The sequence below is a fragment of the Streptomyces sp. 2A115 genome, from assembly GCF_052245575.1.
Classification (GTDB): domain Bacteria; phylum Actinomycetota; class Actinomycetes; order Streptomycetales; family Streptomycetaceae; genus Streptomyces.
Map to the genome: position 1 here is coordinate 17432 of NZ_JBQQCG010000117.1, position 13784 is coordinate 31215.

11 protein-coding genes are annotated in these 13784 nt (G+C 71.1%); 7 read left to right on the forward strand and 4 right to left on the reverse strand.

The window, feature by feature from the left end; all coding sequences use genetic code 11:
• The first annotated feature begins 1 nt into the window (after nt 1).
• From ACTWQR_RS50855 to ACTWQR_RS50885, 7 genes are all read left to right on the forward strand, one after another.
• Nucleotides 2-1150, forward strand: a complete 1149-nt coding sequence (locus ACTWQR_RS50855) for a helix-turn-helix transcriptional regulator (protein ID WP_443234153.1) — start codon at nt 2-4, stop codon at nt 1148-1150.
• A gap of 11 nt (nt 1151-1161) precedes the next feature.
• A complete protein-coding gene (locus ACTWQR_RS50860; protein WP_443234154.1) occupies nt 1162-1452 on the forward strand; it encodes a hypothetical protein in 291 nt (96 codons plus the stop codon).
• A 17-nt stretch (nt 1453-1469) separates the two neighbouring features.
• On the forward strand, nt 1470-1664 hold the full coding sequence (locus ACTWQR_RS50865) for a hypothetical protein (protein ID WP_443234155.1): 195 nt from the start codon (nt 1470-1472) through the stop codon (nt 1662-1664).
• Nucleotides 1665-1901: 237 nt separating this feature from the next.
• On the forward strand, nt 1902-2192 hold the full coding sequence (gene tatA, locus ACTWQR_RS50870; protein WP_443234156.1) for a Sec-independent protein translocase subunit TatA: 291 nt from the start codon (nt 1902-1904) through the stop codon (nt 2190-2192).
• 47 nt (nt 2193-2239) lie between these two features.
• Complete coding sequence (tatC, locus tag ACTWQR_RS50875; RefSeq protein ID WP_443234157.1) at nt 2240-3202, forward strand: twin-arginine translocase subunit TatC; 963 nt, start codon at nt 2240-2242, stop codon at nt 3200-3202.
• Between the two features lie 31 nt (nt 3203-3233).
• The gene (locus ACTWQR_RS50880) at nt 3234-4127 is read left to right on the forward strand and encodes a diacylglycerol kinase (protein ID WP_443234158.1); all 894 of its coding nucleotides are present in this window, start codon (nt 3234-3236) and stop codon (nt 4125-4127) included.
• 242 nt (nt 4128-4369) lie between these two features.
• Nucleotides 4370-7231 (forward strand): DEAD/DEAH box helicase, encoded by a 2862-nt coding sequence (locus ACTWQR_RS50885; protein WP_443234159.1) that lies wholly within the window; start codon nt 4370-4372, stop codon nt 7229-7231.
• Nucleotides 7232-7394: 163 nt separating this feature from the next.
• Here ACTWQR_RS50885 and atzF read toward each other — a convergent pair whose 3' ends face one another.
• The 4 genes from atzF to ACTWQR_RS50905 all read right to left on the reverse strand — a co-directional run.
• Entirely contained in the window at nt 7395-9062 is a 1668-nt protein-coding gene (gene atzF, locus ACTWQR_RS50890) for an allophanate hydrolase (protein ID WP_443234160.1), read from the reverse strand.
• A 99-nt stretch (nt 9063-9161) separates the two neighbouring features.
• Nucleotides 9162-12719, reverse strand: a complete 3558-nt coding sequence (gene uca, locus ACTWQR_RS50895; RefSeq protein ID WP_443234165.1) for an urea carboxylase — start codon at nt 12717-12719, stop codon at nt 9162-9164.
• An 11-nt stretch (nt 12720-12730) separates the two neighbouring features.
• Nucleotides 12731-13384, reverse strand: coding sequence for an urea amidolyase associated protein UAAP2 (locus ACTWQR_RS50900; protein WP_443234161.1), 654 nt, complete (start codon nt 13382-13384; stop codon nt 12731-12733).
• Nucleotides 13381-13784: DUF1989 domain-containing protein (locus ACTWQR_RS50905; protein WP_443234162.1), on the reverse strand; the 404-nt coding region annotated here is incomplete at its 5' end. The genes ACTWQR_RS50900 and ACTWQR_RS50905, both read right to left, overlap by 4 nt.

Consider the following 13784-nt stretch of genomic DNA (forward strand, 5'->3'; position numbering starts at 1 on the left):
AGTGGCAGGAAAACCGGCCAAACCCACGAACGCCATCGACCAGACCCGGCGGATGCTCTCCCTGGTGACGTATCTGCGCGAGCGCCCCGGCGCCCGCGTCGAGGACGTCGCCCGGGCCTTCGGCATCACCGAGGACGAGCTGATCTCCGATCTCGACGTGCTGCCGCTGTGTGGGACCAGCTTCCGGGGCGGCGATCTGCTCGACATCGACACCGATGGTGACCGGATCTGGTGGCGCAACCCGGGCGCCCTCGCCGCGGAAGCCGCCGAGCCGCTGCGGATCGCTGCCGACGAGGCGACCGCGCTGCTGGTGGCCGCGCGGGCCGTGTCCACGCTGCCCGGGCTGCGTGAGAGCGACCGGCAGGCGCTGCTGCGGGCCACCGCGAAGGTGGAGGCCGCGTCGGGCGAGGCGGCGGGTGCCAGCGCCCGGCTGTCGGTCACCTTCGAATCCGAGGGCGGGGTCTTCGCGGACGTCGACCGGGCGATCTCCGAGCGGCGCAGGCTGTGGATCCGCTACTACTCGCCCGCGCGGGACGAGCTCACCGAGCGCGAGATCGACCCGATCCGCCTGGTCAGCGTCGGGCACACGTATGTGGAGGCGTGGTGCCGCCGCTCCGAGGCGCGGCGCACCTTCCGGCTCGACCGGGTCGCCGAGATCAAGATCCTCGACGAGCCGTCCGTGCCGCCCGAGGTCGAACTGCGAGACCTCTCGGAGGGGCTCGTACAGCCCGCCGCCGAGGATCCCGAGGTGGTCGTGGAAGTCGGCCCCGGCGGGCGCTGGGTCTCCGAGTACTACCCCCACGACAGCGCCGAGGAGCTGCCGGACGGCGGGCTGCGCATCACCCTGCGCGCCCCCGACCCCGCGTCGCTGCGCCGTCTCGCGCTGCGGCTCGGGCGGGACGGCCGGATCGTCTCGCCGCGGGAGGTCGCGGACAGCGCACGGCAGGCGGCCCGTGAGGCGCTCGCGGCGTACGACGGGCCACAGGGCGCGTACGACCCGGAGGACCGGCCTCAGGGCGTCCCCGGTGCGCCTCTCGGAGGCGGCGGCCTCGGTGCGCCCCTTGGCGGCGACGGGGAGAAGCCGGGCCCGGACGGCGGGCCGCACGGAGTTCATGACGGGCTGTACGACAGGCAGGAGCAAGGGCTTTGAGCGGGTCGTCGATGTCTGGGTCGATGTCAGGTACGAGCGAAATGACCGTAGCGTCCGCATTCTCCGGGATGACGAGAGTGGATCCCGTGGTGTTCAAGGCCGCGTGCCCCGACTGCCGCGCCGGCTTCGAGCTCGCCGCGAGCGCCCTGCGCCTGGTCGTCGGCGCCACACATCGGACCACTTTCTACTCCTTCACCTGCCCGGAGTGCGGCGTGGCCGTGCGCAAGCCGGCCGGGGAGCGCATCGTCGAACTCCTCACCGGCGGAGGAGTGCGGGCCCTGCGTCTGCACTCGGCGATCTAGAGGGCTGGGGTCCGCACATGTTCTGGCCGATGCTCGCGATCGCTGTGGGTTTCCTGGGAATCGCCGTCCTCGGCGTTCTCGCCGTCCGGGTCTTCCTGGAGGTTGAGCGTCTGGGCAGGCAAGTGACCGAATCCGCTCGTCGGATCAACCGCGCGGCCGAGGATCTCGAACGGGCGTCCGAGGGTGCCGCCCGCTCCGCCGACGCCCTCTGAGACTTCCTGTCTGTGCGCTTTGAGTCACTCTGACCTGTCAACTTCGCCGGATGGACAGGTACTCTGCTCGTCGCGGCCCGGAGAATGAGGCGCGGGTCGCAAACTGGGAGTACGCACAGGGATTGCCCCGCGTTTACCCCTGAGCGTTACGATCGCTGCCAGCACGACCCTCGGACAGACGTCCGACCGGTCGGGCAGCAACCCAACCACGCCGCCTCGGTGAGAAGGTAAAAGCTTATGTTCGGAAGGCTCGGCGCTCCCGAGATCATTCTCATCCTCGTCGTCATCATCCTGCTGTTCGGCGCGAAGAAGCTTCCGGACATGGCTCGCTCCCTGGGCAAGTCCGCTCGCATCCTCAAGAGCGAGGCCAAGGCGATGAAGACCGAGGGCAAGGACGACAGCGCCACCTCGGCCGCTCCGCCGCACGACGACCAGCAGCCCCCCGTCCAGCGCACCATCCAGGCCGCGCCCGGCGACGTGACCAGCTCGCGCCCGGTCAGCGAGCCGACGGACACGACCAAGCGCTGACGCAGGGCCGGTGACCTCCGGCCCCCTGCACGAGATGGGAACGTGGGTTGCTCAAGTCTGCCCGCAAGATCGAAGAGAAGGATCCCGAGGGGCGGATGCCCCTCGTGGAACACCTTCGTGAGCTCCGCAACCGGCTCGCGAAGGCGCTGCTGGCCATCGTCGCGGTCACGGTCGTCGCTGCCTTCTTCTATAACGACATCATCAACTTCTTCACCGAGCCGATCCTCGACTCGGTCGGCTGCGCGAAGTCCTTCGAGGAGCTGGCGAAGCAGCCCGAGGACACCACCTGTGCGCAGATCACCATCAATGGATTGCTCACGCCGTTCACCCTGGCGTTGAAGGTGTCCCTGATGGCGGGCGTCGTCTTCGCCTCGCCGATCTGGCTCTACCAGCTCTGGGCCTTCGTCGCGCCCGGTCTGCACAGGAGCGAGAAGAAGTACGCCTACGCGTTCGTCGCGTCGGGCGTCCCGCTCTTCCTGGGCGGCGGCTTCTTCGCGTACAAGGTACTGCCCACCACCGCGAAGGTTCTGATCGAGTTCACGCCGTTCGGCGTCGACAACCTGCTGCCGCTGGACGATCTGCTCGACCTCGTCACCCGCATGGTGCTCGTCTTCGGTCTCTCCTTCGAACTGCCGCTGCTCCTGGTGATGCTCAACATGACCGGGGTGATCTCCGGCAAGCGCATGGCCGGCTGGTGGCGCGGCATGATCATGGGCATCACCCTGTTCGCGGCCATCGCCACACCCAGCACGGACCCGCTGACGATGATGGCGCTCGCCGGGCCGATCTGGATCCTGTACTTCGTGGCCACCGGCTTCTCGCTGCTCAACGACCGCCGCAGGGCCCGTCGCGAGGCCGAGGGACCGGACGACGACGAGGCCTCCGAACTCGACCTCACGCCCGAGGACATCGGCGAGATCGAGTCCGTGCCGGCCCCCCGGGCGCTGCCGGCGCAGGCGGACTCCGAACGGGAGCGGGACCGGGTCAACGGTTACGACGACGTGACCTGACGTCAGTGGGCGACCTTGTAGGGTCCGGGCCGTGACCAGCGAGATCACCCTCTTCGTCAACCCCACCGCGGGACGCGGCCGGGGCGCCCGCGCGGCGCAGCCGGCCGCTTCCGCTTTGCGGGCGGCCGGATTCTCCGTACGCACGGTCCTGGGCGAGAACCCCGATGACGCCCTCACGCGCGCGCGTGCCGCCGTCGAGGGCGGAACCGGCGCCCTGGTGGCCGTCGGCGGCGACGGCATGGCGCACCTCGCGCTGCAGGCGGTCGCCGGGACGCGTACTCCACTGGGCCTGATCGCCGTCGGCACCGGGAACGACTTCGCCCGGGCCCTGGGGCTGCCCGTGCGGGACCCGGCGGGCGCGGGGCGGGTGGTCGCCGAGGCGCTCAAGGGGGCCCGGCTGCGCGACATCGACCTGGGGCGCGTTGACGGCGGCAGCTGGTTCGGGACGGTCCTCGCCTCCGGCTTCGACTCCCGGGTCAACGACCGTGGCAATCGCATGCGGTGGCCCGCGGGGCGTTTCAAGTACGACCTCGCGATGCTCGCCGAACTCGCCGCCTTCAAGCCGTTCCCGTACCGGATCACCCTGGACGACGGCGAGGTCCGGGAGGTCGAGGCGACGCTCGTGGCCGTCGGCAACGGGTCCTCGTACGGGGGCGGCATGAAGATCTGCGCGGGTGCGGATCTCACGGACGGGCTGTTCGACATCACCGTGGTCGGGGACTGTAGTCGTGGGGCGCTGCTCAGGGTCTTTCCGAAGGTCTACAAGGGGACTCATCTCGACCACCCCAAGGTCACGGTCCATCGGGCCGCGAAGATCGAACTGGCCGCGGACGGGATCACGGGGTACGCGGACGGGGAGCCGCTCGGGCCGCTGCCGTTGATCGCGGAATGTATACGAGGTGCGGTGCGGATCGCGGGGCCGTGAGTACCTGTGGCTCGTTCCGGGCCCGTGCCGGGAGCCTCCGCGCGGGGCTCGGGCATGTGGCCCCGAGCTTCGGAGGGCGGGGCGCGGACCTGAGGTCCTGAGCTTCGAGGACCGGGCGCGCGGGCCCGCGGTGCTGAGCTGCCGCGGGCGGTTGCGGGCCCATGGTTCCGAGCTTCCGTGTGTGGTTCCGGCGTGTGTCCCTGAGCTGGGCGGATGCCGGATCCGTCCGCTCCGATCGGATAATGATCGTCCTGTTGTCAGTGGTGGCCGGTAGTCTCGAAAGCACGATGACAGAGGATCTCTCACCGGCCGAGCGGTACGCGGCAGCACGTAAGCGCGCTGTCGAGCAGGCCACCGCGCTCGCGTCCTTCCGCGAGATGTACGACTTCGGCCTCGACCCCTTCCAGATCGAGGCCTGCCAGGCGCTCGAGGCGGGCAAGGGTGTGCTGGTGGCCGCGCCCACCGGCTCGGGCAAGACGATCGTCGGCGAGTTCGCGGTCCACCTCGCCCTCCAGCAGGGCAAGAAGTGCTTCTACACGACGCCCATCAAGGCGCTCTCGAACCAGAAGTACGCCGATCTGTGCCGCCGTTACGGCGCGGACAAGGTAGGCCTGCTCACCGGCGACAACAGCGTCAACTCCGACGCACCGGTGGTCGTGATGACCACCGAGGTGCTGCGCAACATGCTGTACGCGGGCTCGCAGACGCTCCTCGGACTCGGCCACGTCGTCATGGACGAGGTGCACTACCTCTCGGACCGGTTCCGCGGCGCCGTCTGGGAGGAAGTGATCATCCACCTCCCCGAGTCGGTGACCCTGGTGTCGCTCTCGGCGACGGTTTCGAACGCGGAGGAGTTCGGCGACTGGCTCGACACCGTGCGCGGCGACACCGAGGTGATCGTCTCCGAGCACCGGCCCGTGCCGCTGTTCCAGCACGTGCTCGCCGGGCGCCGGATGTACGACCTCTTCGAGGAGGGCGAGGGCCACAAGAAGGCCGTCAACCCCGACCTCACGCGCCTCGCGCGCATGGAGGCCAGCCGCCCGTCGTACCAGGACCGCAAACGCGGCCGCGCCATGCGCGATGCCGACCGCGAGCGTGAGCGGCGGCAGAGGTCACGGGTGTGGACGCCGGGCCGCCCCGAGGTCATCGAGCGGCTCGACTCCGAAGGGCTGCTGCCCGCCATCACGTTCATCTTCAGCCGCGCGGCCTGCGAGGCCGCCGTCCAGCAGTGCATGTACGCCGGGCTGCGACTGAACGACGAGGAGGCGCGGGAAAGGGTCCGCACGATCGTCGAGGAGCGCACGGCCTCCATCCCGGCCGAGGACCTCCACGTCCTGGGCTACTACGAGTGGCTGGAAGGCCTGGAGCGCGGCATCGCGGCCCACCACGCGGGCATGCTGCCGACGTTCAAGGAAGTCGTCGAGGAACTCTTCGTACAGGGCCTGGTCAAGGCCGTGTTCGCCACCGAGACCCTCGCGCTGGGCATCAACATGCCCGCCCGCTCGGTGGTGTTGGAGAAGCTCGTCAAGTGGAACGGCGAGCAGCACGCGGACATCACGCCCGGCGAGTACACCCAGCTCACGGGCCGGGCCGGCCGCCGTGGCATCGATGTCGAGGGCCACGCCGTGGTGCTGTGGCAGCGAGCCATGAACCCCGACCAGCTCGCGGGACTCGCCGGCACGCGCACGTACCCGCTGCGCTCCAGCTTCAAGCCGTCGTACAACATGGCGGTGAACCTCGTCGAGCAGTTCGGGCGGCACCGCTCGCGTGAACTCCTCGAGACGTCCTTCGCGCAGTTCCAGGCCGACAAGTCGGTCGTCGGGATCTCCCGGCAGGTGCAGCGCAACGAGGAGGGCCTCGAGGGCTACAAGGAGTCCATGACCTGCCACTTGGGGGACTTCGAGGAGTACGCGCAACTGCGTCGCGAACTCAAGGACCGCGAGACCGAGCTCGCCAAGCAGGGCGCGTCGCAGCGGCGGGCCGAGGCGGCCGTCGCGCTTGAGAAGCTCAAGCCGGGCGACATCATCCACGTTCCGACCGGCAAGTTCGCGGGACTCGCGCTGGTCCTCGACCCGGGGCTGCCCGCGGGGCGGTCCAACGGGCATCGCGGGTTCGAGCACCACGACGGGCCGCGCCCGCTCGTGCTCACCGCCGAGCGGCAGGTCAAGCGGCTCGCGTCGATCGACTTCCCGGTGCCCGTCGAGGCGCTGGACCGGATGCGCATCCCGAAGTCCTTCAACGCGCGCTCCCCGCAGTCGCGCCGCGACCTGGCCTCCGCGCTGCGCACCAAGGCCGGGCACATCGTGCCCGAGCGGCACCGCAAGCGGCGGGCCGAGGCCGCCGACGACCGAGAGATCGCGCGGCTGCGCACAGCGCTCCGGGCACACCCCTGCCATGGGTGCGACGACCGTGAGGACCACGCCCGTTGGGCCGAGCGCTATCACCGGCTGCGGCGCGACACCGTGCAGCTGGAGAGCCGTATCGAGGGCCGGACGAACACCATCGCCCGGACCTTCGACCGCATCGTCGCGCTCCTGACCGAGCTCGACTACCTGCGCGGCAACGAGGTCACCGAGCACGGCAAGCGGCTCGCCAGGCTGTACGGCGAGATGGATCTGCTGGCCAGCGAGTGTCTGCGCGAGGGAGTCTGGGAGGGCCTCGGACCGGCCGAACTGGCCGCGTGCGTCTCGGCGTTGGTGTACGAGTCCAGGGCCGCCGACGACGCGGTGGCGCCGAAGCTGCCGTCCGGCAAGGCGAGGGCCGCGCTCGGCGAGATGGTCCGCATCTGGGGCCGGCTCGACGCCGTGGAAGAGGACTTCCGCATCACCCAGACGGAAGGCGTCGGACAGCGCGAGCCCGACCTGAACTTCGCCTGGGCCGCGTACGAGTGGGCCTCCGGCAAGGGCCTCGACGAGGTGCTGCGTGAGGCGGAGATGCCCGCCGGTGACTTCGTGCGCTGGTGCAAGCAGGTCATCGACGTACTGGGGCAGATCGCGGCGGCGGCGCCGGTCGCCGGCGCGCCGAGCTCGACGGTGGCGAAGAACGCGCGCAAGGCGGTTGATCAGCTGTTGCGCGGAGTCGTGGCCTACTCGTCGGTGGGGTGATCCGCTTGGCCCGGCTCGGCCCGCGTGAGCGAGTTGGGCCGGACCGCGCGGTTCTCGGGCCGTGAACAAGCGTGCAGTGGTGTCCTGCTCCTGCGTGGGGCAGGGTCGGTCGGGCGGGATCGGTGGGGCGTACGAGCTTCGCCGGAGCAGTCGGTGAGCCGGATCAGTCGGTGAGTGACTCCAGGTAGGGGCGCCAGCCCCCGTACGCCGTGATGTCCCGCGCGTCGTCGAGCGCGCCCGGTTCGCACAGGAACCCGGGTACGTCGCTGCCGTCGGCCAGAGTGATCCGGCCGAGCGCCATCGGCCGGGGGAGCGCGGTGAGCAGGCGGCCGAGTCCTTCGGCGGGCAGCCGCCACACCTCGGCCTCGATCGCGGCTCCGCCCTCGCCGACGTGGACCAGGCCCGGCTTGGGAGGCTCGGTGGACAGGGCGTGCAGCCGGTAGACCGGGGCGGTCTCGGTCATACGTTCCAACTGGGCGCCGAGCCCGAGCAGTTGACCGTTGAGCGGCTGGCCCGACAAGTGCGCGCCGACCACGGCGACCCGGGCCGGAGGCGCTTCCAGTGTGCGGGCGATCAGGGCGAGGCGTTCGTCGGTGAAGCCCGGGCCGATCAGCATCACGCCGAAGGGGAGCCCGGCGACCTCGCCGGCCGGGACGGCCACGGCGGCCAGGTCGAAGAGGTTCGTGGAGTTGGTGAAACGGCCGAGACGCGCGTTGGAGCCCAGCGGGTCGGCGGCGACCTCGGCGAGGGTGGGGTGGCCGGGGGCGGTCGGCAGGAGCAGGGCGTCCGCGTCGCCGAGCGACTCCAGCGCGCGGGTGCGCAGGGCCCCCAGCCGGTCCTGGTCGGCGAAGAGCTGGTGAGCCGGGATGTCACGGGCGCGGGTGATGATGCCGGCGACCGTGGGGTCGAGGCCGGCGCCACCCTCGGAGAGCAACTTGTCGACAAAGCTCCCCACAGCGGTGTAGCGCTCGGCCACGAAGGCGCCCTCGTAGAGCATCGCGGCGGCCTCGGTGAACGGGGCGAGGTCGATCGTGCGCAACTCGGCGCCAGCCGCGAGCAGTTGGGCCGCGGCCGCCTCGTACGCCGCCGACCAGCCCTCGTCGAGTTCGCCGAGCTGTTCCAGGGGCGGGACGGCGATGCGCCAGGGACCGGGAGTGCGCTGGGGGAGGGAAGGGAGGTCGCGGGCGGGCGGGGAGGTCATGTGCGTCAGGGCCTGTTCGGCCTCCGCGAGGGTGCGGGCGAAGACCGTCACACAGTCGACGGAGGCGCAGGCCGGGACCACGCCGTCCGTGGGGACCAGGCCTCGGGTGGGCTTGAGGCCGACGATGCCGTTGAACGCGGCGGGTACGCGGCCGCTGCCCGCGGTGTCCGTACCGAGGGCGAGGTCCACGATGCCGAGGGCTACCGCGACGGCGCTTCCCGAGCTGGAGCCGCCGCTGATTCTCCGCGGGTCGTGGGCGTTGCGGACCGGGCCGTGGGGGGAGCGGGTGCCGACCAGGCCGGTGGCGAACTGGTCCAGGTTCGTGGTGCCGAGGGCGATGGCGCCGGCCTGGCGGAGGCGGGCGACCACTGGGGCGTCGGCCTCCGGCCGGTACGCGTAGGAGGGGCAGCCGGCGGTGGTGGGCAGGCCCGCTACGTCGATGTTGCCCTTCGCTGCGAACAGGCGTCCCGCGAGGGGGAGTTGTTCGCCTGCGGCGAGGCGGGCGTCGATTGTCCGTGCCTCGGCTTCCACCTCCGGCTGTGGGCGCAGGTCGATCCAGACCTCGGGGCGGTCCACGGCGTCGATGCGGGCGTATGCCATGCGGACGCGGGTCAGGGTGGGGGTCGACATCTGTGCTCCTCGGCTGGGGTTTCGTGGTCGACTGCTGGCCGGTGGCCGTCTGTGCCCACCCGTTCCGCCCTGCGGAACGCCTGCCCACAGACGGCGGGATCAGGGAGTCAGCGGTCCCACCACGACCAATGCCGTGCCCGCCTCCACCTGGTCACCCGGCTTGGCGAGGAGTTCAAGAACCACGCCATCCATGGGAGCCGGCACCCGGGACTCCATCTTCATGGCCTCCAGGGCCAGCAAGGGCTGGCCGGTGGTCACCGTGTCGCCCACCTTGACGTTCAACTGCCATACGGACGCGGCGAATTCGGCCTCCACCAGGCGCCCGCCCGGGGGCACCGTCACCTGCACGGGTGCCGCCACCGGAGCCGACGCCGACTCCGCGCGGGTGAACTCGCCCGCCGCCTCCCACGCGTCCCGCTCGGCGGAGAAGGCGGTGCCCTGGCGGGCCCGGAAGTCGGCGATGGAGTCGGCGTTCCCGGCGAGGAAGGCCTGGTAGGAGGCGAGTGAGAAGGTGCCCTCCTCGATCCGGGGGACGAAACGGCCCGAGATGATGTCGGACCGCAGTTCCAGCAGCTCGTCCGCGTCCACCGGATACCACTTCACGCGATCGAAGAAGCGCAGCAGCCAGGGCGAGCCCGGCTCGAACGCGCCCCGCTGCTGCCACCCGGACCACACCTGCGTCGTGCGGCCCACGAACTGATAGCCGCCGGGCCCCTCCATGCCGTAGATGCAGAGGTACGCCCCGCCGATGCCGACCGAGTTCTCGGCCGTCCAGGTGCGCGCCGGGTTGTACTTCGTCGTGACGAGACGGTGGCGGGGGTCCAGCGGCGTCGCCACCGGCGCCCCCAGGTACACATCGCCGAGCCCCAGGACCAGGTACTCGGCGTCGAAGACCGTCCGGTACACGTCGTCCACCGAGTCGAGACCGTTGACGCGGCGGATGAACTCGATGTTCCACGGACACCAGGGCGCGTCGTCGCGCACGCCCGCCATATAGCGGGCGATGGCCTCACGGGTCGCCGGATCGTCCCAGGAGAGAGGCAGGTGGACGGTGCGGGACGGGACGACCAGCTCGTCGGCGGGCGGGAGGGAGACGACGATCTCCCTTACCAGGGACAGGAGTTCGGGCTGCGGGAGCTCGTCCGGATCCGTCTGGATCTGGAGCGAACGGATGCCGGGCGTGATGTCGGTGATGCCGGGCAGCCCGGCCGCCGACACCGCCTCCATCAGCGCGTGCACGCGCATGCGCAGCGCCAGGTCGAGCTGCATGGTCCCGAATTCGACGAGCAGGTTGTCGTCGCCGCTGCGGCGGTACGTCACGTCGGCGTCCCGGGCCAGTACGCCACCGTCGGCGATCTCCGCACGGTCGGCGACCGGCGCCAGGGCCGGCCTGCGCCGCAGCTCCCCGGCCGCGAGCACCGTCACCGGAACGAAGCGCACCGTGTCCCCGGGCCGCAACTGGCCCAGCTTCCACCGCTGCCCCTTCGCGACCGTCGCCGGGCACACGAACCCGCCGAGCGAGGGCCCGTCCGGGCCGAGCAGTACCGGCATGTCGCCCGTGTAGTCGACGGCACCGACCGAGTAGGGCGTGTCATGGATGTTGGAGGGGTGCAGGCCCGCCTCGCCGCCGTCGGTGCGCGCCCAGCGGGGCTTGGGCCCGACCAGCCGTACGCCCGTGCGCGCCGAGTTGAAGTGCACCTTCCACTCGGCCGCGTAGAAGTCCCGTATGTCGTCCTCGGTGAAGAACTCCGGTGCGGCGTGCGGGCCTTCGAGTGCGCCGACCCGCCATTCGGCACCGAAGGCCGGCCGCTCGTCCGTCGGCACCGGCGCACCCGGAGGCACCGAGCCACCGCCGTGCAGCACGTCCCCGGTCCGCAGCGCTCGCCCGCCGTGCCCCCCGAACCGGCCCAGCGTGAACGTCGAGGCACTCCCCAGGAAGGCCGGTACATCCAGCCCGCCGCCCGCGAGGAGTACGTACGTCCGCAGCCCGTGTTCCGAGGGCGCCCCGATCTCCAGAACGCCCCCCGCGGGCACCGTCACCGGCTCCCACTGCGCGACCGCCGAGCCGTCGACCGAGACCGGCGCCGGGGCGCCCGTGACGCACACGGTCGTCGGGTGCGTGAACCTCAACGTCGGGCCCTGCAAGGTGCATTCGAGGCCGGGAGCGCCCTCGTCGTTGCCGAGCGCCCGGTTGCCGAGCCGGAACGACAGGTCGTCCATCGGGCCGCACGGTGGCACGCCCACCTGCCAGTAGCCGGTCCGCCCCGGCCAGTCCTGGACCGTCGTCAGGGTTCCGCCGGACACGACCTCGATCCGCGGTGTCGGATCGATCACCGCGGCGAGGGTGGCCGTGGAGTGCGAGGCCGTCCGGAAGGCCCGGTCCGACAGGGCCGCCCGCACCAGCCCGAGATTCGTCTCGATGCCGTCGACCCGCGTCCTCGCCAGCGCCTCGTCCAGCCGCTCCAGCGCGTGCGCCCGGTCGGAGCCGTACGCGACGACCTTCGCCAGCATCGGGTCGTACGACGTCGTGACCTCGGTGCCCGTCTCGACCCAGCCGTCCACGCGCACGCCCTGCGGGAACTCGACCCGCGTCAACAGACCCGCGCTGGGCCGGTGTTCGCGCGAGGGATCCTCGGCGTACACCCGTGCCTCGACGGCGTGACCGCGCGGCGTCCCCGGGTCCCGTACGACGTCGGAGTCGCCGCGGGCGAGCCGCAGCATCCACCCGACCAGGTCGACCCCGTAGATCTCCTCGGTGACCGGATGCTCCACCTGGAGCCGGGTGTTGACCTCCAGGAAGTAGGCCTCCTCGCGGGCCGCGTCGTAGACGAACTCGACGGTTCCGGCGGAGCGGTAGCCGACGCTCGCGCACAAGTCCCGTGCCGAGGCGGCCAGTTGTTCACGTACATGGGGAGGCAGCCCGGGTGCCGGGGCCTCCTCCAGGACCTTCTGGTTGCGGCGCTGGAGCGAGCAGTCGCGGTCGCCGAAGGTGACGACCCTGCCCTCGCCGTCGCCGAAGACCTGCACCTCGACGTGCCGGGCGTGCTCGACGAGGCGTTCCAGGAACACCCCGGCGGAGGAGAACGAGGCGGCGGCGACGCGCTGGACTCGCTCCCAGGCGTCACTCAGGTCCTCCGCCGAACGACACGCGGACATGCCGATGCCGCCTCCGCCGCCGGTCGCCTTGAGCATCACGGGGTAGCCGATGCGGCCGGCGGCATCCAGCGCGTCCTCCACCGAGGCCAGCAGTCCAGTCCCCGGCGCCAGTGGCACCCCGGCCGCCTCCGCCGCCGCCCGGGCCGTGTGCTTCGCCCCGAACAGCTCCAGCTGCTCCGGCGTCGGCCCCACGAACACGATCCCCGCGTCCTCGCAGCGCCGCGCGAAAGCCGCGTCCTCGGAGAGGAAGCCGTAGCCCGGGTGGATCGCCCCGGCCCCGGTGTCCTTCGCCGCCTTCAGGACGAGGTCCGCGTCGAGATACGACTCCTTGGCGGGCGCGGGACCGAGCCGTACGGCCTCGTCGGCGAGCCGCACGTGCGGTGCCGAGCGGTCGGCGTCGGAGTAGACCGCGACCGTGCGCAGGCCCAGCTCCCGGGCCGTACGGATGATCCGGACCGCGATCTCGCCCCGGTTGGCGATGAGCACCGTGTCGAAGGCCATGTCTCCGTCGCTCATTCAGGCGCCCCGTTCGTCGGCTCCGGAGTCCTGATCGTCATCTCCACCGCCGTCGGCTCGAAGCCGTTGCAAGGATTGTTGATCTGGGGGCAGTTGGAGACGAGGACGAGCACGTCCCGCTCCGCGCGCAGCGTCAGCTTCAGGCCCGGGGCCGAGAGGCCGTCGACGATGCCGAGTGTGCCGTCCTTCTCGACCGGCACGTTCATGTACCAGTTGATGTTCGAGACGAGGTCGCGCTTCCCGAGGCCGTACTTGGCGCCCTCCGCGAGGAAGTTGTCGACGCATGCGTGCTGGGACCAGGTGTGGTGCCCGTACCGGAGGGTGTTCGACTCCTTGGAACAGGCGCCGCCGACGGTGTCGTGCCGGCCGACGTCGTCCCCGACCACGGTCATCAGCGGGGTGTGCTCGTTGGACAGAAGCACGCTGCCGGTGGTGAGGAAGATGTTGCCCTGGGCGTGGATCGTGTCGGGCGCGCTGTAGCGCACGGCCGTGTCCTCGGCGTCGTACACGAGGAAGTCCACGGCCTGGTTGCCGTGCAGGTCGGTGATGGTGAGCGTCTCGCCCGTCCGCACGATCGCGGACCAGGCGGAGCGGGCCTCGACGGTGCTCTTCACGCGAACATCGGTCTCTGCGCGATCCGCGGTCTTCATGCGATCCCCCTCGCGGCAAGGAACTCGGCGGTGTTGAGGAAGGCGCGGCGGCCTTCGGGTGTGGCTTCCCACAGCGGATCGCCGGATCGGGTGGCCTCGGCGCGCCAGGCCAGTACCTCCAGAGCGGTACTCGTGTAGGCGTCGCGCGGGTCGGCCGGGTGCGGTGCGTTGGCCAGCAGCACGGTGACGTCCTGCTCGGCGCGGAGTGTCACGCTCGTGCCGGGGCCGGCCGAGCCGGTGAAGTCCAGGGTGCCGTCTTCGCGTACCTCCACGCCCTGGAAGAAGGAGAGTGACGGCGGCAGATCGCGCGGCGCGAGACCGTTCTTGGCGCCCGCCAGCTTGAACAGCTCACGCCCGGCCGGGGACGTGGACTGCGGCGTCCCGTCGCCGTACCGCTCCG

Bases quoted from the DNA above. Each gene is read 5' to 3' on its own strand.
- ACTWQR_RS50885 (WP_443234159.1), top strand. From the start codon at position 4,370: ATGATCGTCCTGTTGTCAGTGGTGGCCGGTAGTCTCGAAAGCACGATG.
- ACTWQR_RS50900 (WP_443234161.1), bottom strand. From the start codon at position 13,384: ATGAAGACCGCGGATCGCGCAGAGACCGATGTTCGCGTGAAGAGCACC.
- uca (WP_443234165.1), bottom strand. From the start codon at position 12,719: ATGGCCTTCGACACGGTGCTCATCGCCAACCGGGGCGAGATCGCGGTC.
- atzF (WP_443234160.1), bottom strand. From the start codon at position 9,062: ATGTCGACCCCCACCCTGACCCGCGTCCGCATGGCATACGCCCGCATC.
- ACTWQR_RS50860 (WP_443234154.1), top strand. From the start codon at position 1,162: ATGTCTGGGTCGATGTCAGGTACGAGCGAAATGACCGTAGCGTCCGCA.
- ACTWQR_RS50865 (WP_443234155.1), top strand. From the start codon at position 1,470: ATGTTCTGGCCGATGCTCGCGATCGCTGTGGGTTTCCTGGGAATCGCC.
- tatA (WP_443234156.1), top strand. From the start codon at position 1,902: ATGTTCGGAAGGCTCGGCGCTCCCGAGATCATTCTCATCCTCGTCGTC.